The following is a 17,569-nucleotide window of genomic DNA, read 5'->3' on the forward strand; positions in this document are numbered from 1 at the left end:
AGCGGTCTATCACGCGGGGCCGCAGTGCCTAGGATCGGTCCGTGCCCGACGAGACCACCACCCCGAGCGTGCCGACCTGGGACGACTACTTCCTCGGCATCGCGAGCGCCGTCGCCGCCCGCGCCAAGTGCACGCGCCGACGGGTCGGCGCCGTGCTGACGATCGAGCACCGGATCATCGCGACGGGCTACAACGGCGCGGCGCCGGGGGAGCCGGACTGCCTCGAGGGCGCCTGCCCGCGGGGCCGCCTCGACTACGACGCCGTCCCGGGCCTGGGCGACTACGACCGCCCGGGCACCGAGGGCTTCTGCATCGCGATCCACGCCGAGGTCAACGCCCTGCTCTTCGCCACGCGCGACACCAAGGGCGCGACCGCCTACATCACGGACCCGCCGTGCCCCGGCTGCCGCAAGGCGCTCGCCGCGGCCGGCATCGTCCGGGCGGTGTGGCCCGACGGAAGCCATGATCGTGCCGGCCTGACGAACTGGGGCTGATCTCTCCTACCGCGCTGCCCCTTCCATGGGGACAATGGGGCATGAGCACCGACGCGAGCACCCACGACACCCCGACGCCCTCGGACGCCGTGGTGGCTGCCCTCGACGGCAGCCACCGTGACGACGCCGTCATCGACTGGGCGGCTGCCGAGGCCACCGCCCTCGCGGCGCCGCTGCACCTCGTGCACGCCGTCGACCTCGGCACCCCGTTGTCCGCCTACGGCGAGCTGCTCACCAGCCCCGAGATCGTCGAGCGGGTCGAGCAGGAGTCGACCAAGGTCGTCACCGAGGCGCGCGATCGGGTCACCGCGGCCCACCCCGACCTGGCCGTGACGACGGCGCTGCCGACCGGGTCGCCGTCGGGCGCGCTGCTGCACGCCGCCGAGGGAGCCCGTGTGCTCGTCGTCGGCTCCGCCCGCAAGAACAAGGCCGAGCGGGTCGTCCTCGGCACCACCTCGCTCAGCGTCGTCGCGCACACCCCGTGCCCGGTGGTCCTCGTGCCCGAGGACGTCGGGACCACGGGGGACGGTCGCGTCGTCGTCGGCATCGACGGCAGCCGCAACAGCCGGCTGGCCTTCCGCCACGCCCTCGACGCGGCCAGGGTCCGGGGCCACAACGTCACCACCGTGACCTCGTGGAACGTCGAGGTCGAGAACGGCGTCGTCGTCACCGAGCCCGGCAGCCCCGAGTGGCAGACCGTCGAGCAGCGCTACCGCGACATGGCCGAGCGGACCATCGCCGAGGACCGGGCAGCGCACCCCGACATCGACGTCACCGTCGAGGTGCTGCACGGTCGCGCCGCCGACTCCCTCGTCAAGATCGCCGATGGGGCCGACCTGCTGCTCGTCGGCTCGCGCGGTCGCGGCGGGTTCCGCGGGCTGCTGCTCGGGTCGGTGACCCAGCGGGTGCTCGCCCTGGCCACCTGCCCGGTCGCGGTGCTCCACCAGCAGAGCTGAGATCCGGCCCGCCCGGGCCCGGCAGGCCGGATCAGCGCTGGTGCCGGGTCTGGAAGTCGCGGATCGCGGCCCAGCCCTCGTCGTGGTCCTGGGGCCGGTGGTCGGCGCCGGGGAGGACGAGGTGGGTCGCCCCCTTCGCCGCCAGTGCCTGCGCGACCTCGGTGTACATCGGTCGGTCGTCGCCGGTGACGACGAGGGTCGGCACCAGCCGCGGGGTGTCGGTGCGCAGAGCGACCTCCCACGGGGCCGGGGTGGCGCGCATCCGCTCGGCGAGCGCCGAGCAGGTCTCGGTGTCGAGGTCGAGCGGGCCGTGCTTCATGCCCGCGGCGAAGCGGTCGAGGAACTCGCGGCCGTCGACCTCGGGGTCGTCGGCGACGGCGAAGACCGGGGCCATCGCGCTGATGTGCGCCTCGACGTTGCGGCCACCGCGCGCGACGTCGAAGCACGAGGGCTCGACGAGCACGAGGCTGCGGAGCAGGTCGGGGCGACGCTGGGCGGCGAGCATGGCGGTCACCGCTCCGTAGGAGTGGCCGACGACGTGGCCGCGCCCGCCGAGCGCCTCGACGACCCGGTCGGCGTCGCGCTCGGGCTGGTCTGCGGCACAGGTGCGCTCGAGGAAGACGTGGTCGGGGTCGGCCGCGGCCGCCTGCAGCGGCCAGGCGCGCGCGCCGCTGCGGCCTCGGCCGTGGATGAAGACCGTGCGGACGGTCGGGGTGTGCCAGCCCATGGTCAGCCTCGCGCGCGCAGTCGTCCGCCGGGCAGCGCCGGCGCGGGCAGCGCGGCCGGCTGCCCCTCGGGGAAGGGCCCGAAGCGCTCCTCGCCCTCGGGCACGCCCTCGCCGATCTCGCGCATCCAGCGCTCGCGCGCGGCGACGACGTCGTCGTGGCTGCGGCCGACGAAGTTCCACCACATGACGATCTGCTCGCCGAGCGGCTCGCCGCCGATGAGCACGAGGCGGGCCCCGGCGCGCGAGGTCAGCGTGAAGCGCTCGCGCCCGGTGCCGACGTAGCCGAGCTCGCCCTGCTCGAGGGCGGTGCCGTCGATGCTCACGTCGCCGTCGTCGAGCAGCACCGCGTGCTCGTGACCGACCGGCACCTCGACGACCGTCTCGGCGTCGGCGTCGAGGAGGATCTCGGCCCCGGTGAGCGCGCCGTGGGTGACGACCGGCGAGCGCACGTCGAAGAGCTCGCCGAGGAAGACCCGGGCCATGCCGCCGGGGACGTAGGTCGGCTCGGGGACGTGGTGGTCGAAGGCCGGGTCGGAGTCGACGGCGTGGCCGGGCAGGGCGAACCACAGCTGCACCCCGTGGAGCGTCGTCGTCGGCGGGGTGGAGAACTCGGAGTGGCTCACGCCGCGCCCGGCGGTCATGAGGTTGAGCTCGCCGGGCCGCACCATCGCGTGCGCGCCCGTGGAGTCGCGGTGCTCGATCTCGCCGGTGAAGAGCCACGAGACCGTGGCCAGCGCGGTGTGCGGGTGGCGCGGCACCTCCATGCCACCGGTCGCCGCGACGTCGTCCGGTCCGTAGTGGTCGAGGAAGCACCACCCGCCCACCAGCGAGCGGGCGCGGGAGGGGAGGGTGCGTCGCACCGTCATGGCCCGGGGACCGCCGAGCGGTACCTCGCGGGGCTGCAGGATCTGCACGTCGTCCACCACTCCCACGCTACCCCCGAGATCCCGGTGGACAGCAGCCGTGGACCTCGGCAAGGGTGGCCCCGTGACCTCGACGACGGACCTGCTGCGTTCCCTCGCCGCCGCCAAGGGCGTCGACACCGACTGGTGGGACTGGCGCGGCGAGCACCGTCAGGTGCCGGAGGCTGCGCTGCGCGCCGTGCTCACGGCCATGGGCGAGGACGTCGCCGACGAGGCGGCCGTGCACACCGCCCTCGAGCGGGTCCGGACCGCACCGTGGCGCCGCACGCTGCCCCCGACCGTCGTCCAGCGTGAGGGCGACCCCCTTCGCCTCCTCGTGCACGTGCCGCACGGCAGCGCGGTGGGCGTCCACGTCGAGCTCGAAGGGGGGCACCGCCGTGACCTGCAGCAGCTCGAGCACGTCGTCGAGCCGCACGACGTCGACGGCACGGTGGTGGGCGAGGCCGCCTTCGAGGTCCCGGGCGATCTGCCCCTGGGGTGGCACGAGGTCGTCGCGGAGGTCGAGGCCGGACCGCTGACCGAAGGGAGCGAGCGGGCCGTGCTCGTCACCGTGCCCCAGCGTCTGGAGCTGCCCGCCGTCGTGCAGGAGCAGCCGCGGGCCGGGCTGCTGACGCAGCTGTACCAAGTACGGGGATCCGGCAGCCAGGGCATCGGTGACCTCGGCGACCTCGGCACCCTCGGCGAGTGGGCCGCCCGCGAGCACGACGCGCACTTCGTCCTCGTCAACCCGCTGCACGCCGCCGAGCCCGTCCCGCCGATGGAGCCCTCGCCCTACCTGCCGACCTCGCGCCGCTTCCTCAACCCCGTCTACGTCGACCTGCGCGACCTGCCCGGCGCCGACCGCCTCCCCGAGCCGGCGCGCGCCGAGATCGACGCGCTCGCCGACCGGGCCCGTGAGCTCAACCGGCTCGATCGGATCGACCGGGACGCCGTGTGGGCGCTCAAGCAGCAGGCCCTGCGCACCGCCTTCCGCCACCTCGGTGCCGGGCAGGCCGACGAGGTCGCCGCGCTGCACGCCGGCGAGGGGGAGGCGCTCGTCGACTACGCGACCTGGTGCTCGCTGGCGGCCGAGCACGGCAGCCTCTGGGAGAGCACCTGGCCGCCGCAGCTGCACGACCCCACCTCGCCCGAGGTGCTCGCCCACCGCGAGGCGCACCGCGGGGAGGTCTCCTTCCACGTGTGGCTCCAGTGGGTCGCCCGCACCCAGCTGGCGCGAGCGCAGGAGCGGTTGCGGGCCGCGGGCATGGGCATCGGCGTCGTCACGGACCTCGCCGTGGGCATCCACCCCGAGGGTGCCGACGCGTGGGCCCTCGGTGACGCGCTCGCCCGGGGTGTCGACGTCGGCGCACCGCCCGACCAGTTCAACCAGCTCGGGCAGAACTGGTCGCAGCCGCCCTGGCGACCCGACCGGCTCGCCGAGCTCGGCTACGCGCCCTTCCGCGAGATGCTGCGGGCCGTACTCGCCGGCGCCGGCGGGCTGCGGGTCGACCACGTCATCGGGCTCTTCCGCCTGTGGTGGGTCCCGGAGGGGCACGCGCCGGGGGAGGGGGCCTATGTGCGCTACGACCACGAGGCCCTCGTCGGGATCCTCGCCCTCGAGGCGCACCGCGCCGGGGCCGTCGTCATCGGCGAGGACCTCGGCGTCGTCGAGCCGTGGGTGCGCGAGCACCTCCTCGAGCGCGGGGTGCTCGGCACGAGCGTCGCGTGGTTCGAGTGGGGCGACGACGGACGCCCGCTGCCGCCCGAGGCCTACCGCGAGCTGTGCCTGGCGACCGTCACGACCCACGACCTGCCGCCGAGCGCCGGCTACCTCGACCTCGAGCACGTCGCGATCCGCGAGCGCCTCGGCCTGCTCACCCGCCCGGTGGAGGAGGAGCGCGCCGCCGAGGAGGCGAGCGTGCGGGCGGTGCGCGAGTCGCTGCACGAGCGGGGGCTGCTGGCGCGGGTCGATGCGGAGCCGGCCGACGTGGTGGCGGCGCTGCACGCGTGGCTGGGGCTCACCCCTTCGCGTCTGCGGGGCATCGCCCTCACCGATCTCGTCGGCGACGTGCGGGCGATCAACCAGCCCGGCACCGACGAGGAGTACCCCAACTGGCGGCTGCCGCTCGCCGGCCCCGACCGTCGCCCGGTCAGCCTCGACGACATCGTCGCGGGGTCTGCCGGAGCCCGTCGTCGCTGAGGCCTCCGTGTCGCGACCGCGGCCGCGATATCGGCGGCGTCACGGGGCCGTCACCGCAAGGTTTCCCGATCGTGAGGGTTAACCCTGCATCTCCTTTGAGGGGTGCCGGGTCAGTCACCGAAGAGTCACAGTTGTGTCTCAGGGCACACGGGTCCATGGTGCGATCGGGCCCCGTGGTTTTTGATGTCACGAGCAGTCGCGGACCGCGCTGCGCCCAGGGGTGGACCCGGACGATCGGGAACGCCGATAGACCCGCCGTTCCCGGCGGCATGACGTAGGAGGACATCCATGCGAGTGAAGTCTCGCGCGATGGCAATCGCCAGCATCTCCGCGGCCGCGCTTCTCGCGACCGCGTGCGGCGGTGGCAGCGACGACAGCGACGGCGGCTCGGGCGGCGAGGGCGGCACCATCACGGCCGCCGGTTGCAACCCGGAGAACCCGCTCGTCGCAGGTAACACCGCTGAGACCTGTGGCGGCGACGTCCTCGACGTACTGACCGCCAAGCTGGTCCACTACAACCCCGAGACCGCCGAGCCCGAGAACGACATCGCCGAGTCCATCGAGACCGACGACAACCAGAACTTCACCGTCAAGCTCAAGAAGGGCTACAAGTTCCACAACGGCGACGACGTCCTCGCCAAGAACTTCGTCGACGCGTGGAACTACACCGCCTACGGCGTCAACGGCCAGCAGGGCAGCTACTTCTTCGAGCCCATCGAGGGCTTCGAGGACCTGCAGTGCACCGGTGAGGACGAGGACAAGCCCTGCGAGGGCAAGGGCAAGCCCAAGGCCGAGGAGCTGTCCGGCCTCAAGGTCGTCGACGACCTGACCTTCACGATCAAGACCAGCGAAAAGGTCTCGAACCTCCCGCTGCGTCTGGGCTACACGGCCTTCGCCCCGCAGCCCGACGCCTTCTTCGACGACCCGGAGGCCTTCGGCGACAAGCCGATCGCGGCCGGCCCGTACAAGCTGGACTCCTGGGAGAAGAACCAGGCCATCACCCTGAGCAAGTTCGAGGACTACTCGGGTGAGTACGGCGGCAACGCCGACGAGATCATCTTCCAGAACTACGAGGACTCCGACGCCGCCTACGTGGCGCTCCAGTCCGGCGACCTCGACGTCGTCCGCGAGATCCCCGCGAGCGCGCTGGTCGACAACAAGTTCAAGGACGACCTCGGTGAGGGCCAGTTCCTGGAGAAGGAGAACTCCACCCTCCAGTTCATCGGCATGAACTACCACGTCGACAAGAAGCTCGAGAACGTCAAGGTCCGCCAGGCCATCTCGATGGCCATCGACCGCAAGACGATCGTCAAGCAGATCTTCAACGACGCCTTCACTCCCGCCACCGGCTGGGTCTCCCCGGTCGTCGACGGCTACAAGGAGGGCGCGTGCGGTGAGTACTGCGAGTTCAACCCCGAGAAGGCCAAGCAGCTGCTCGAGGAGGGCGGCGGCTACGACGGCAAGCTGACCCTCACCTACAACGGTGACGCCAGCCACAAGGGCTGGACCGAGGCGGTCTGCAACTCCATCAACAAGACCCTCGGCATCGACTGCGTCGCGACCCCCACGGTCGACTTCGCGACCATGCTGACCAAGCTGGGCGAGAACGAGCTCAAGGGCATGTTCCGCATGGGCTGGGTCATGGACTACCCGTCGATCGAGAACTACCTCGCGCCGATCTACGGCAAGGGTGCGTCCTCGAACTACTACAACTACGCCAACGACGACTTCCAGAAGACGATGCGTGAGGCCGGCGCCGCGGAGACCCCGGAGGAGGCCAACAAGCTCTACCAGGAGGCCGAGGGCCTGATCGCCGAGGAGTTCACGACGATCCCGACCTGGTACGGCAAGACCATCATCGGCTGGTCGGAGAACGTCACCGACGTCCAGGCCACGCCCTTCGGCAACCCGGACCTGGCCGCGATGAAGGTCAAGAACTGATCCTCGTCGAAGGTTGACTTCCGCACGACGCCGGCCGGCCATCCGCTTCCCGTGATGGCCGGTCGGCGTCGTGCCGAGCCCGCGGCGCCCACCGTCGCCTGCGGCCCCAACGTTTGAGTTAGTCTCTCCCGGCACCCCGGGCAGAGGTGCGTCCGACTTCCCTGAGGAGGTGCAACGTGGGCAAGTACATCGTCCGACGATTGCTCCAGATGATCCCGGTGATCATCTTCTCCACGTTCCTGATCTACGCCATGGTCTTCGCCATGCCGGGTGACCCCACGGCAGGCAAGTGTGGTGAGCGGCCCTGTCCGCCGGCCTACATCGCCGAGTTCAACGAGAAGTACCACCTGAACGACCCGCTGCTCGTCCAGTACTACGAGTACGCGAAGAACGTCGTGCAGGGGGACCTCGGCGAGAACCAGTTCGGCAACCCCGTGGCCGAGGAGCTCGGCGAGCGCTTCCAGGTCACTGCCAAGCTCGGCCTCATGGCCCTGGTCTTCGAGGGCGTCCTGGGCATCGCTGCCGGTGTCCTCGCCGGTCTGCGCAAGGGCGGCTTCATCGACAACCTCGTGCTGGTCAGCACCCTCTTCGTCATCTCGGTGCCGGTCTTCGTCATCGGTACCGTCCTGCAGTACACCTTCGGCCTCAACCTCGAGCTGCTGCCGTCATTGGCCAGCGGCACCGACCCCAGCTTCGTGTCGCTGATCATGCCCGCGATCGTCCTCGGCTCGACCTCGCTGGCCTACATCGCCCGCCTGATGCGGACCAACATCGCCGAGAACGTCCGCTCGGACTACGTGCGGACCGCCAAGGCCAAGGGCTTGAGCTCACGCCGGATCATCGGCATCCACACCCTGCGCAACTCGATGATCCCCGTCGTGACCTTCATGGGTTATGACTTCGGTGCTCTGCTCGGCGGCGCGATCGTCACCGAGGGCATCTTCAACATCCAGGGTGTCGGCGGCTACATCTTCCAAGGCATCCGCAACCGCGATGGCATCGCCGTGGTCGGCGCGGTCACGGCACTGGTCATCGTCTACCTGCTCGTGAACCTGCTCGTGGACCTGCTCTACGGCGCCCTCGACCCGAGGATCAGCAATGACTGACGACAACGCGACGCGCGACGTCGCCCCCGAAGCCCGCCCCGGCAACGACGAGATGGGCGCGACCACCACCCGCGAGGCGGCGGTCGCCGCCGACGTGACCCAGGAGAGCGGTCAGGCGAGGTCGCTGACCTCCGACGCCTTCGCGTCGCTGCGGCGCAACCCGCTCTTCTGGATCTCGAGCGTCCTCATCCTCGTCTTCGTGCTCATGGCGGTGTGGCCCTCGCTCTTCACGCCCTACGACCTGAAGTTCAACGACCTGAGCCGAGCCCACGAGGGCCCGAGCGGCGAGCACTGGTTCGGTACCGACACCCAGGGCCAGGACATCTACACCCGCAGCGTCTACGGAGCCCGGGCCTCGATCCTCGTCGGGGTGCTCGCGGCGACCGGCGTGCTGCTGCTGGGTTCCTTCCTCGGGCTCATCGCCGGCTACGTCGGCGGCATCGTCGACACCCTGATCAGCCGCCTCGGCGACATCTTTTTCGCCATCCCCCTCCTCCTGGCCGGCATCATCTTCCTGTCTGCGGTCCGCGAACGGCCCAGCATCCTCGGGCTGAAGACCGACAGCTACTTCGGCGTCGTGATCCAGGTCGTGCTCGTCTTCATGATCTTCGGCTGGCCGAGCCTCATGCGCCTCATGCGCTCCTCGGTCATCCAGGTCAAGCCCAACGACTACGTCCAGGCCGCCCGGGCCCTCGGTGCCTCGCCGATGCGGATCATCCGCCGGCACGTGCTGCCCAATGCCATGGCACCCGCGATCGTCGTCTCGACGATCAACCTCGGCGCCTACATCACCGCGGAGGCGACGCTGTCCTTCCTCGGCATCGGGCTGGTGCCGCCGACGGTGTCGTGGGGTGTCATGATCAGCGACGCGCTGGTGCCTCTGCGGAGCTATCCGCACATCCTCTTCTTCCCCGCCCTCTTCCTCAGCCTGGCGGTCCTGGCCTTCATCATGCTCGGCGACGCTGTGCGTGATGCCTTCGACCCCAAGAGCCGCTGAGAGACAGGTGAGTGAGTACATGAGCACCACGACGACTCCGTCGGGCTCCGAGCACCTGCTCGAGGTCGACGACCTCTACGTCGAGTTCCGCACCCGCGAGGGCGTGGCCAAGGCGATCAACGGCGTCAACTTCACCCTCGACGAGGGCGAGACGCTGGCGATCCTCGGTGAGTCCGGCTCCGGCAAGTCGGTGACTGCCCAGGCGATCATGGGCATCCTCGACATGCCGCCCGCCGTCATCCCCGGCGGCCGGATCCTCTACAAGGGCAACGACATCCTCACCATGCCCGAGGACCAGCGGCGTGCCATGCGCGGCCCGGAGATCTCCATGGTCTTCCAGGACGCCCTGAGCTCGCTCAACCCGGTCTTCCCGGTCGGCTGGCAGATCGCCGAGATGTTCCGGGTCCACCAGGGCATGAGCCGGTCCAAGGCCTACGCGGAGGCCGTGCGCCTGATGGAGCGGGTCAACATCCCCGCGGCCAAGGAGCGCGTCAAGGCCTACCCGCACCAGTTCTCGGGCGGTATGCGCCAGCGCATCATGATCGCGATGGCGATCGCCCTCAACCCCAAGGTCCTCATCGCCGACGAGCCGACGACGGCCCTCGACGTGACGGTCCAGGCCCAGATCATGGCCCTCCTGCAGGAGCTGCAGGAGGAGTACAAGATGGGCCTGATCCTCATCACCCACGACCTGGGTGTCGTCGCCGACGTCGCCGACCGGATCGCCGTGATGTACGCCGGCCGGATCGTCGAGCGGGCGGACGTCGACGAGATCTACGCGCACCCGGGCCACCCCTACACCAAGGGGCTGCTCGAGTCGATCCCGCGACTGGACCAGAAGGGGCAGACGCTGTCGGCCATCGGTGGCCTGCCGCCCAACCTCACCCGGATCCCGCAGGGCTGCGCCTTCAACCCGCGCTGCGTCATGGCCCAGGACATCTGCCGTACCGAGCGGCCCGAGCTGCTCGACATCGGTCCGCGCCGTCAGTCGGCGTGCCACTTCAGCCAGGAGGTGCTCGATGCCTGAGGTGATCCTCAAGGCCCAGGGCCTGAAGAAGCACTACCCGATCAAGGGTGGCGTGCTCCGTACGACCGTCGGCCACGTCAAGGCCGTCGACGGTGTCGACTTCGAGCTGCACAAGGGCGAGACCCTCGGCATCGTCGGTGAGTCCGGCTGCGGCAAGTCCACGCTCGGCCGGCTGCTCATGCGGCTCGAGGAGCCGACCGAGGGCACCGTCGACTTCGACGGGGTTGACATGTACGCCCAGTCCGGCGGCGCGATGCGCAAGCTGCGGCGTGACATCCAGATCGTCTTCCAGGACCCCTACACATCGCTCAACCCGCGGCGCACGGTCGGCGAGATCATCGCCGAGCCCCTGGAGATCCACACCGACGTCGTGCCCAAGGGCGGGCGCAAGCGCCGGGTGCAGGAGCTGCTCGAGCTCGTCGGTCTCAACCCCGAGCACATCAACCGCTACCCGCACCAGTTCTCCGGTGGCCAGCGCCAGCGCATCGGCATCGCCCGCGGCATCGCGCTCAACCCCAAGGTGCTCATCTGCGACGAGCCGGTCTCCGCGCTCGACGTGTCGGTGCAGGCGCAGGTCATCAACCTCATGGAAAAGCTCCAGAACGAGCTCGGCCTGTCCTACATCTTCATCGCCCACGACCTGTCCGTGGTCCGCCACATCTCCGACCGGGTCGGCGTGATGTACCTCGGCCGCATGGTCGAGATCGGCAACGAGGACGACATCTACTCGCGTCCGACGCACCCCTACACCCAGGCGCTGCTGTCGGCGGTGCCCGTGCCGGACCCCACCCTGCGCGGCAAGCGCGACCAGATCGTCCTCTCCGGTGACGTCCCGTCGCCGGCCAACCCCCCGGCGGGCTGCCACTTCCACACCCGTTGCTGGAAGGCGCAGGACATCTGCCGGACCGAGACCCCGCAGCTCGAGCTGCGCGCGGACGGCGCGGGGACGCACCCCTCCCGCTGCCACTTCGCGGAGCCGCGGCTCGTCGTCGAGACCACCGACGTCACGGACGACCACGGCCTCTTCGAGGGTCAGGGCCTCACGGACCGGGCCGATGCGGCCGCCGCGGGTCAGCCCGGTGGCGCCGCCGCCGGCGGTGCCTCGGCCGATACCTCGACCGCAGGCGCCTGACGCACGCCACGCGTCAGACGCCGAAGGGGGGAGCCACCAGTCGGTGGCTCCCCCCTTCGTGCGTCTGCCGGAGGTCAGGCGAAGGGGATCTCGTCGACGATCCGCTCGGCCTCGGCATCGGCGGCGAGCTGTGCGCCGGTCTCGTCGGCCTGAGCGGTCACCGCGTGCGGCTGGAGCTCGCCCGAGGCGATCTGCTCGGCCCAGTGGCAGGCGACCTTGTGCTCCGCGCCGGCGCCGTCGATCTCGACCAGCCTCAGCTGCGGACGCTCGGTGTCGCAGCGGGTCTCCTGGCGCCACGGGCAGCGGGTGTGGAAGCGGCACCCCGCGGGAGGCGCGGCCGGCGAGGGCAGGTCGCCGGTCAGCAGGATCTGCTCGCGGGTGTCCTCGACGACCGGGTCCGGCACGGGCACCGCCGAGAGCAGGGCCCGGGTGTAGGGGTGCAGGGGAGCGGCGTAGAGGCCGTCAGCCGGTGCCTCCTCGACGATGCCGCCGAGGTACATCACGCCGACCCGGTCGGAGATGTGTCGCACGACCGCGAGGTCGTGGGCGATGACGAGATAGGTCAGGCCGTACTCGGCCTGCAGGTCCGACATGAGGTTGATGACCTGCGCCTGCACCGACACGTCGAGCGCGGAGACCGGCTCGTCGGCGACGATGAGCTCCGGGTCGACGCTCAGGGCGCGGGCGATGCCGATGCGCTGGCGCTGACCGCCGGAGAACTCGTGGGGGTACTTCTTCAGCGCGGCCGGGGGGAGCCCGACGTCGGCGAGCAGCTGGCGCAGGCGGGGCTCGGCCTCCGCGGCGTTCTTGACGATCCCGTGGGCCTTCATCCCCTCGACGAGCAGGGCCTCGACGCTCTGGCGCGGGTCGAGACTGCCCATGGGGTCCTGGAAGACCATCTGCAGGTCCTTGCGACGTCGGCGCAGGTCCTCGCCCGACAGCGTGGAGATCGGCTCCCCGCCGAAGGTGACCGTGCCGTCGGTCGCCGGCTCGAGGTGGAGGATCGCGCGGCCGAGCGTGGACTTGCCGCAGCCGGACTCGCCGACGAGCCCGTAGGTCTCGCCGCGTCGGATCTGCAGGTCGACACCGTCGACGGCGTAGACGTGCCCGACGACCTTGTCGAAGACGATGCCCTTGGTGATCGGGTAGTGGACCTTGAGGCCGCGGACGTCGACGAGGACGTCGGCGTCGCTCGCCGTGGCGGTCGGCTCGGGGCTCGTGGTGGTCATCGGACCTCCTCGGTCGTCGCGGACTCGGCGGGCGAGGGGTCGCCGGCGAGGGGGTTGAAGCAGCGCAGGGCTCGCGAGCCCCCGACGGCGAGGTCGGGGGTGGCCTCGCGGCAGTGGTCGGTGGCGCTGGCGCAGCGTGGCGCGAAGGCGCACGAGCTCGTCCACGGGAGGTTGTCGGCCACCGACCCCGGCACGGGGTTGAGGCGCGCGCCGCGCTCGCCGTCGAGGCTCGGCACGCTCGCGAGCAGGCCGCCGGTGTAGGGGTGGCGGGGCTGCGCGAAGAGGTCGTGCCGCTCGGCCCGCTCGACGAGTCGACCGCCGTAGAGGACGTTGATCTCGTCGCACAGCCCGGCGACGACACCGAGGTCGTGCGTGATCATGATCAGGGCCGTGCCCGTCTCCTCGACGAGCTCGCGCAGCAGGGCGAGGATCTGCGCCTGGATCGTCACGTCGAGCGCGGTGGTCGGCTCGTCGGCGATGAGCAGCCGGGGCTCGCAGGCCAGCGCCATGGCGATGAGCGCGCGCTGGCGCATGCCGCCGGAGAGCTGGTGCGGGTAGTCCTTGAGCCGGCGGTCGGGGTCGGGGATCCCGACCTTCTTGAGCATGTCGCGGGCGTGGGGCGTGGCCTCCTTGCGGGACATGCCCTTGTGCCGCTCGAGCACCTCGGTGACCTGCCGGCCGATGGGGACGACGGGGTTGAGGGAGGACAGCGGGTCCTGGAAGATCATGCCGACGTCACGGCCGCGACGCTCGCGCATCTGCTTGTCGGAGAGGGTGAGCAGGTCGGTGCCGTCGAGGTGGACCGAGCCGGTCACCTCGTTGCCGCGGGTGGGCAGCAGGCCCATGATCGCGAGCGAGGTCACCGACTTGCCGCAGCCGGACTCGCCGACCAGACCGACGGTCTGCCCCGGCTGGACGTCGAAGCTCACCCCGTCGACGGCGGTGAAGGGGGTCTGCCCCTGGCGACGGAAGGTCACCGACAGGTCGCGCACGGACAGCAGGGGAGTGCCGGCGCCCGCGCGGGGGCTGCTCGGCGTGGGGGCGGACGTCATGCCGCTCACCTCCGGCTCTTGGGGTCGAGGGCCTCGCGCAGCGACTCACCCATGAGGGTGAAGCCGAGGGCGACGACGATGATGCAGATGGCCGGGTAGAAGGCCAGGTGCGGGTGGTCCTGGAAGTAGGTCTCGGAGGTGCCGAGCATCTGGCCCCACTCGGGGACGCGGTCGTCGGGCAGGCCGAGGCCGAGGTAGGACAGCGCGGCCGCGTCGATGATCGCCGTCGCGAGCACGAGGGTGGCCTGGACGATGACCGGCCCGAGCGAGTTGGGCAGCATGTGCCGCAGGACGATCGCCGAGCGCTTGACGCCGAGCGCGCGGGCGGCGAGGACGTGGTCCTTGCTCCGCTGGGCGAGCATCGAGCCGCGCAGCAGCCGGGCGAAGATCGGCACCTGCACGGTGGCGATGGCGATGATGACCGTCCACTGGCTGGGGCGGGCGGCGATCGCCGCGATCGAGAAGGCGAGCAGCAGGCTCGGGATCGAGAGCATGACGTCGACGATGCGCATGATGACCGCGTCGACGACGCCGCCGAAGGCACCGGCGAGGGTGCCGAGGAGGAGACCTCCGGACAGGCCGCCGAGGGTCGCGGCGACGCCGACGATGAGCGTCTGCCGGCTGCCGACGATGAGCCGGGAGAGGAAGTCGCGGCCCGAGCTGTCGGCGCCGAGCGGGTAGCCCGCCTCGGGGCCGGGGATCGGGTTGGACTGCGGGCTCACCTTGTCGATGAGGGGGTTGTCGGCCGGGTCGTGGGGCGCGATCCACGGCGCGATGATCGCCAGCACGACGAAGGCGATGGTGATCGCCAGGCCGAGCAGGAAGATCGGGTTGCGGCGCAGTCGGCGCCACGCCGAGGCGATGAGGCCGACGCCCTCGGTGTCGTCGATCGTGCCGGCCTCGGCGACGGTCGCGCCGCTCGTGGCGGCCAGGTCGTCGATGCGCTGCTTGCGGCGGGCGCCGAGCCCGCGGCGGGGGGACTGGTCGGAGCTCATCGGGTCCTCACTCGGGGGTCGACGACGGCGTAGAGGATGTCGACGATCAGGTTGACGACGACGTAGGTGCCCGCGGCCGCGAGGATGAGCACCTGCAGCACCGGGTAGTCGCGCAGGCTGAAGGCCTGGCGCAGCGCGTCACCGATGCCGGCGATGTTGAAGACCGACTCGGTGAGCACGGCGCCGGCGAGCAGACCGCCCATCTGCAGACCGATCGCGGTGATGACCGGCAGCAGGGCGTTGCGCATGACGTGCCGGCCGCGGACGACCCGCTGGGTGAGGCCCTTGGACTCGGCGGTGCGCACGTAGTCCTCGTCGAGCACCTCGAGCACCGAGGCGCGGGTGATCCGGAAGATCATGGCGAAGGGGATGGACGCCAGCGCGAGCCCCGGCAGCAGCAGGTGCTTGAGGGCGTCCCACGCCGCGTCCCACTCGCGGGTGAGCAACCCGTCGAGGATGAAGAAGCCCGTGACGCGAGTCGCGTCGACCTCCTGACGCCCGGAGACCGGCAGCCAGTGCAGCTCCTGGGCGAAGACGTAGCGCAGGAGGAACGCGAGGAAGAAGACCGGGACGGCGACGCCGACGAGCGAACCGACGACGCTGAGGTTGTCGAGGAGGCTCCCGTGCCGCTTGGCGGCGAGGTAGCCCAGGGGGAGCGCGAGCCCGATGGCGATGACGAGCGCGACGAGGCTGAGCTCGATCGTCGCCGGGAAGCGGTCGAGGAGGAGGTCCATCGCCGGCTTGCCGGGCTGGACGCCGTTGGAGACGCCGAAGTCGCCGGTGACGGCCCGCTTGAGGAAGGTCCAGTACTGCACCCAGATCGGCTCGTCGAGCCCGAGCTCGTGGGTCAGCCGGGCGCGGCTCTCCGGGGTCGCGCGCTCGCCGAGCATCGCCGAGACGATGCCGCCCGGCAGGGCGCGCAGCCACAGGAAGAGCAGCAGCGACAGGACGAAGATGACGAGCACCAGCTGCATGAGCCGGCGGATGATGAATCTCAGCACGAGTGCGCTCCTGGTGTCGACCGCGGACCGGGGCCGCCTCGACCTGGTGGTCGAGGCGGCCCCGTCACGAGGTCACCTGCTGGTGTGGGTCACTTGCCGCCGACGGTGACCGACGAGAAGCGCTCGGCGGTCAGCGGGCTGGCGACGAGCCCCTCGACGTCCTCGTTGACGACGATCGCGGGCGGCGAGTGCGAGATCGGCAGGCCGGGCACGTACTCGTCGTGGATCTTCTGGTTCAGCTCCTCGTACTTCTTCGTCCGCTCGGCCTCGTCGACCGTCTGGTCGGCGTCCTTGAGCGCCTTGCTCAGGTCGGCACCGAAGTCCGTGGCCGAGGTGTGGAAGTCGTTGGACTTGAGGTTGCCGAAGAAGGTGCCGATGAAGTTGTCGGCGGAGTTGTAGTCACCGGTCCAGCCGAGCAGCCAGGCGTCGAACTGCCCGTTGTCGACGCCGTCGAGGTAGCCGCCGTTCCACGGCTTGGTGACGACCTCGACCTCCACGCCGGCCTTCTCGAAGTCCTTGCGGATGGCCTCGTGGATCTTCTGCGGGTTGGGCATGTAGGGCCGGGTGACCTCGCTCGGGTAGGCGAAGGTCAGCTTGAGGTTTTCCTGGCCCGCCTCCTTGAGGAGCTTCTTGGCGCCCTCCGGGTCGTACTTGGTGACCGAGATGTCCTTGTTGTAGCCCTCGACGGTGTCCGGGTAGAACTGCGAGGCCGCGGTGGCGCCCTCCGGCAGCTGCGACTTCACCAGCTGCTCGCGGTTGACCGCCATGTCGAGCGCCTGACGGACCTTGAGGTCCTTCAGGGCCGGGTTGCTCTCGGGGTTGAAGGCGACGTAGAGGACGTTGAAGGGGTCGCGGATCTCGACCTGGTTGCCGTCGTCCTCGAGGGCCTTCCAGTCCACGGGGTTGGGCAGGTCGTAGCCGTTGATGCTGTCGGCCTCGAGCTCCTGGCGGCGGGTCGACTCGTTGGGGATGATGTTGAAGACGATCTCGGCGTTCTTCGCCTTGTCGCCCCAGTAGTCGTCGTTGCGCTTGAGCGTGACCGTCTTGTTGGCCTCGTCGTAGCTGTCGAAGGTGTACGGGCCGGTGCCGACGGGGTTCTCGGAGTTCTTGGGGTAGGCGAAGCCCTCGCCCTGCTTCTTGACGTCGTTGGCCTTGCCCTCCTCCAGCGCCTTGGGGGACTGGATGCCGAAGGCCGACAGCGAGAGCATCGCCGGGAACTTCGAGGTCGCGCGGGCGATCTTGAGCACGACGGTCTGCTCGTCGCTCGCCTCGCAGCTGCGGTAGAGCGAGTCGTCGCCGAAGCCCTCCATCGAGTAGGCCCAGTACTCGGCGGGGCCGGCCTGGGCGGTCTCGTTCTGGTCGGCCATGCGCTCGAAGTTGTCGCAGACGGCCTGCGCGTCGAGGGTCTCGCCGTCGCTGAACTTCACGCCCTCGCGCAGGGTGAAGGTCCACGTCTTGCCGTCCTCGGACGGCTCCCACTTCTCGGCCAGACCGGGGCCGATCTCGGAGCTGCCCTCCTCGACCTCGACCAGGCCCTCGAAGATCTGACGGGTGACGCGGAAGGTCTCGCCGTCACTGGCGTAGAAGGGGTCGAAGACCTCGGGGGCGCCGGCGGCGCCGAAGGTGAAGGTGCCGTCGGCGTCACCACCGGAGCCCGAGTCGTCGCGCTCGCTCTGCGCGCACGCGCTCAGCGTCAGCGCGGTCGCGGCCAGCGCGGCCAGCGGGGCAGCTTTCCTCATCGACATGTGTTCCTCGCTCGTCTCAGCCAGGCCCGGAGCGGTCGCCCGGGTCCGTGTCCGCGGGCGATGGT

The 17,569-nt window shown here is 70.5% G+C and carries 15 protein-coding genes; 8 read left to right on the top strand and 7 right to left on the bottom strand.

Going from position 1 to position 17,569, the window contains the following annotated elements; genetic code table 11:
• The first annotated feature begins 41 nt into the window (after nucleotides 1-41).
• Nucleotides 42-494 carry a deaminase gene (locus H7A72_RS03295; RefSeq protein WP_072623842.1) on the top strand — a complete coding sequence of 151 codons (453 nt, stop codon included), beginning with the start codon at nucleotides 42-44 and terminating at the stop codon, nucleotides 492-494.
• A 41-nt stretch (nucleotides 495-535) separates the two neighbouring features.
• Complete coding sequence (locus H7A72_RS03300; protein ID WP_084450072.1) at nucleotides 536-1,450, top strand: universal stress protein; 915 nt, start codon at nucleotides 536-538, stop codon at nucleotides 1,448-1,450.
• Nucleotides 1,451-1,481: 31 nt separating this feature from the next.
• On the opposite strand, the gene H7A72_RS03305 is transcribed toward H7A72_RS03300, so the two are convergent.
• Nucleotides 1,482-2,177: an alpha/beta fold hydrolase gene (locus H7A72_RS03305; protein ID WP_185221617.1), complete on the bottom strand. Its 696-nt coding sequence runs from the start codon at nucleotides 2,175-2,177 to the stop codon at nucleotides 1,482-1,484.
• 2 nt (nucleotides 2,178-2,179) lie between these two features.
• Entirely contained in the window at nucleotides 2,180-3,100 is a 921-nt protein-coding gene (locus H7A72_RS03310; protein WP_223277761.1) for a pirin family protein, read from the bottom strand.
• 64 nt (nucleotides 3,101-3,164) lie between these two features.
• Here H7A72_RS03310 and malQ point away from each other — a divergent pair, with 64 nt between their 5' ends.
• From malQ to H7A72_RS03340, 6 genes are all read left to right on the top strand, one after another.
• Nucleotides 3,165-5,279, top strand: a complete 2,115-nt coding sequence (gene malQ, locus H7A72_RS03315) for a 4-alpha-glucanotransferase (protein WP_223277762.1) — start codon at nucleotides 3,165-3,167, stop codon at nucleotides 5,277-5,279.
• A 309-nt stretch (nucleotides 5,280-5,588) separates the two neighbouring features.
• Nucleotides 5,589-7,220 (top strand): ABC transporter substrate-binding protein, encoded by a 1,632-nt coding sequence (locus H7A72_RS03320; protein ID WP_223277763.1) that lies wholly within the window; start codon nucleotides 5,589-5,591, stop codon nucleotides 7,218-7,220.
• Nucleotides 7,221-7,396: 176 nt separating this feature from the next.
• Nucleotides 7,397-8,326 (top strand): ABC transporter permease, encoded by a 930-nt coding sequence (locus H7A72_RS03325; RefSeq protein WP_185221620.1) that lies wholly within the window; start codon nucleotides 7,397-7,399, stop codon nucleotides 8,324-8,326.
• The gene (locus H7A72_RS03330; protein WP_200811151.1) at nucleotides 8,319-9,323 is read left to right on the top strand and encodes an ABC transporter permease; all 1,005 of its coding nucleotides are present in this window, start codon (nucleotides 8,319-8,321) and stop codon (nucleotides 9,321-9,323) included. Before H7A72_RS03325 ends, H7A72_RS03330 begins: the two co-directional genes overlap by 8 nt.
• A gap of 19 nt (nucleotides 9,324-9,342) precedes the next feature.
• A complete protein-coding gene (locus tag H7A72_RS03335; RefSeq protein ID WP_072623848.1) occupies nucleotides 9,343-10,350 on the top strand; it encodes an ABC transporter ATP-binding protein in 1,008 nt (335 codons plus the stop codon).
• A complete protein-coding gene (locus H7A72_RS03340; protein ID WP_185221621.1) occupies nucleotides 10,343-11,482 on the top strand; it encodes an ABC transporter ATP-binding protein in 1,140 nt (379 codons plus the stop codon). The genes H7A72_RS03335 and H7A72_RS03340 overlap by 8 nt, the downstream gene beginning before the upstream one ends.
• Nucleotides 11,483-11,556: 74 nt before the next feature.
• On the opposite strand, the gene H7A72_RS03345 is transcribed toward H7A72_RS03340, so the two are convergent.
• The 5 genes from H7A72_RS03345 to H7A72_RS03365 all read right to left on the bottom strand — a co-directional run bounded on the left by H7A72_RS03345 (nucleotide 11,557) and on the right by H7A72_RS03365 (nucleotide 17,504).
• On the bottom strand, nucleotides 11,557-12,711 hold the full coding sequence (locus H7A72_RS03345) for an ABC transporter ATP-binding protein (protein WP_185221622.1): 1,155 nt from the start codon (nucleotides 12,709-12,711) through the stop codon (nucleotides 11,557-11,559).
• A complete protein-coding gene (locus H7A72_RS03350) occupies nucleotides 12,708-13,763 on the bottom strand; it encodes an ABC transporter ATP-binding protein (protein WP_185221623.1) in 1,056 nt (351 codons plus the stop codon). The genes H7A72_RS03345 and H7A72_RS03350 overlap by 4 nt, the downstream gene beginning before the upstream one ends.
• A gap of 5 nt (nucleotides 13,764-13,768) precedes the next feature.
• On the bottom strand, nucleotides 13,769-14,758 hold the full coding sequence (locus H7A72_RS03355; RefSeq protein ID WP_185221624.1) for an ABC transporter permease: 990 nt from the start codon (nucleotides 14,756-14,758) through the stop codon (nucleotides 13,769-13,771).
• A complete protein-coding gene (locus H7A72_RS03360; RefSeq protein ID WP_185221625.1) occupies nucleotides 14,755-15,759 on the bottom strand; it encodes an ABC transporter permease in 1,005 nt (334 codons plus the stop codon). The genes H7A72_RS03355 and H7A72_RS03360 overlap by 4 nt, the downstream gene beginning before the upstream one ends.
• Nucleotides 15,760-15,848: 89 nt before the next feature.
• Entirely contained in the window at nucleotides 15,849-17,504 is a 1,656-nt protein-coding gene (locus tag H7A72_RS03365) for an ABC transporter substrate-binding protein (RefSeq protein ID WP_185221626.1), read from the bottom strand.
• Nucleotides 17,505-17,569: the final 65 nt, after the last annotated feature.

The sequence above is a fragment of the Janibacter sp. YB324 genome (assembly GCF_014217915.1).
Taxonomy (GTDB): Bacteria; Actinomycetota; Actinomycetes; order Actinomycetales; family Dermatophilaceae; genus Janibacter; species Janibacter indicus.

Coding starts and splice junctions, on each gene's coding strand:
- H7A72_RS03330 (WP_200811151.1), top strand. CDS start 8,319: ATGACTGACGACAACGCGACGCGCGACGTCGCCCCCGAAGCCCGCCCC.
- H7A72_RS03345 (WP_185221622.1), bottom strand. CDS start 12,711: ATGACCACCACGAGCCCCGAGCCGACCGCCACGGCGAGCGACGCCGAC.
- H7A72_RS03365 (WP_185221626.1), bottom strand. CDS start 17,504: ATGTCGATGAGGAAAGCTGCCCCGCTGGCCGCGCTGGCCGCGACCGCG.
- H7A72_RS03320 (WP_223277763.1), top strand. CDS start 5,589: ATGGCAATCGCCAGCATCTCCGCGGCCGCGCTTCTCGCGACCGCGTGC.
- H7A72_RS03350 (WP_185221623.1), bottom strand. CDS start 13,763: ATGACGTCCGCCCCCACGCCGAGCAGCCCCCGCGCGGGCGCCGGCACT.
- H7A72_RS03300 (WP_084450072.1), top strand. CDS start 536: ATGAGCACCGACGCGAGCACCCACGACACCCCGACGCCCTCGGACGCC.
- H7A72_RS03355 (WP_185221624.1), bottom strand. CDS start 14,758: ATGAGCTCCGACCAGTCCCCCCGCCGCGGGCTCGGCGCCCGCCGCAAG.
- H7A72_RS03340 (WP_185221621.1), top strand. CDS start 10,343: ATGCCTGAGGTGATCCTCAAGGCCCAGGGCCTGAAGAAGCACTACCCG.
- H7A72_RS03305 (WP_185221617.1), bottom strand. CDS start 2,177: ATGGGCTGGCACACCCCGACCGTCCGCACGGTCTTCATCCACGGCCGA.
- H7A72_RS03335 (WP_072623848.1), top strand. CDS start 9,343: ATGAGCACCACGACGACTCCGTCGGGCTCCGAGCACCTGCTCGAGGTC.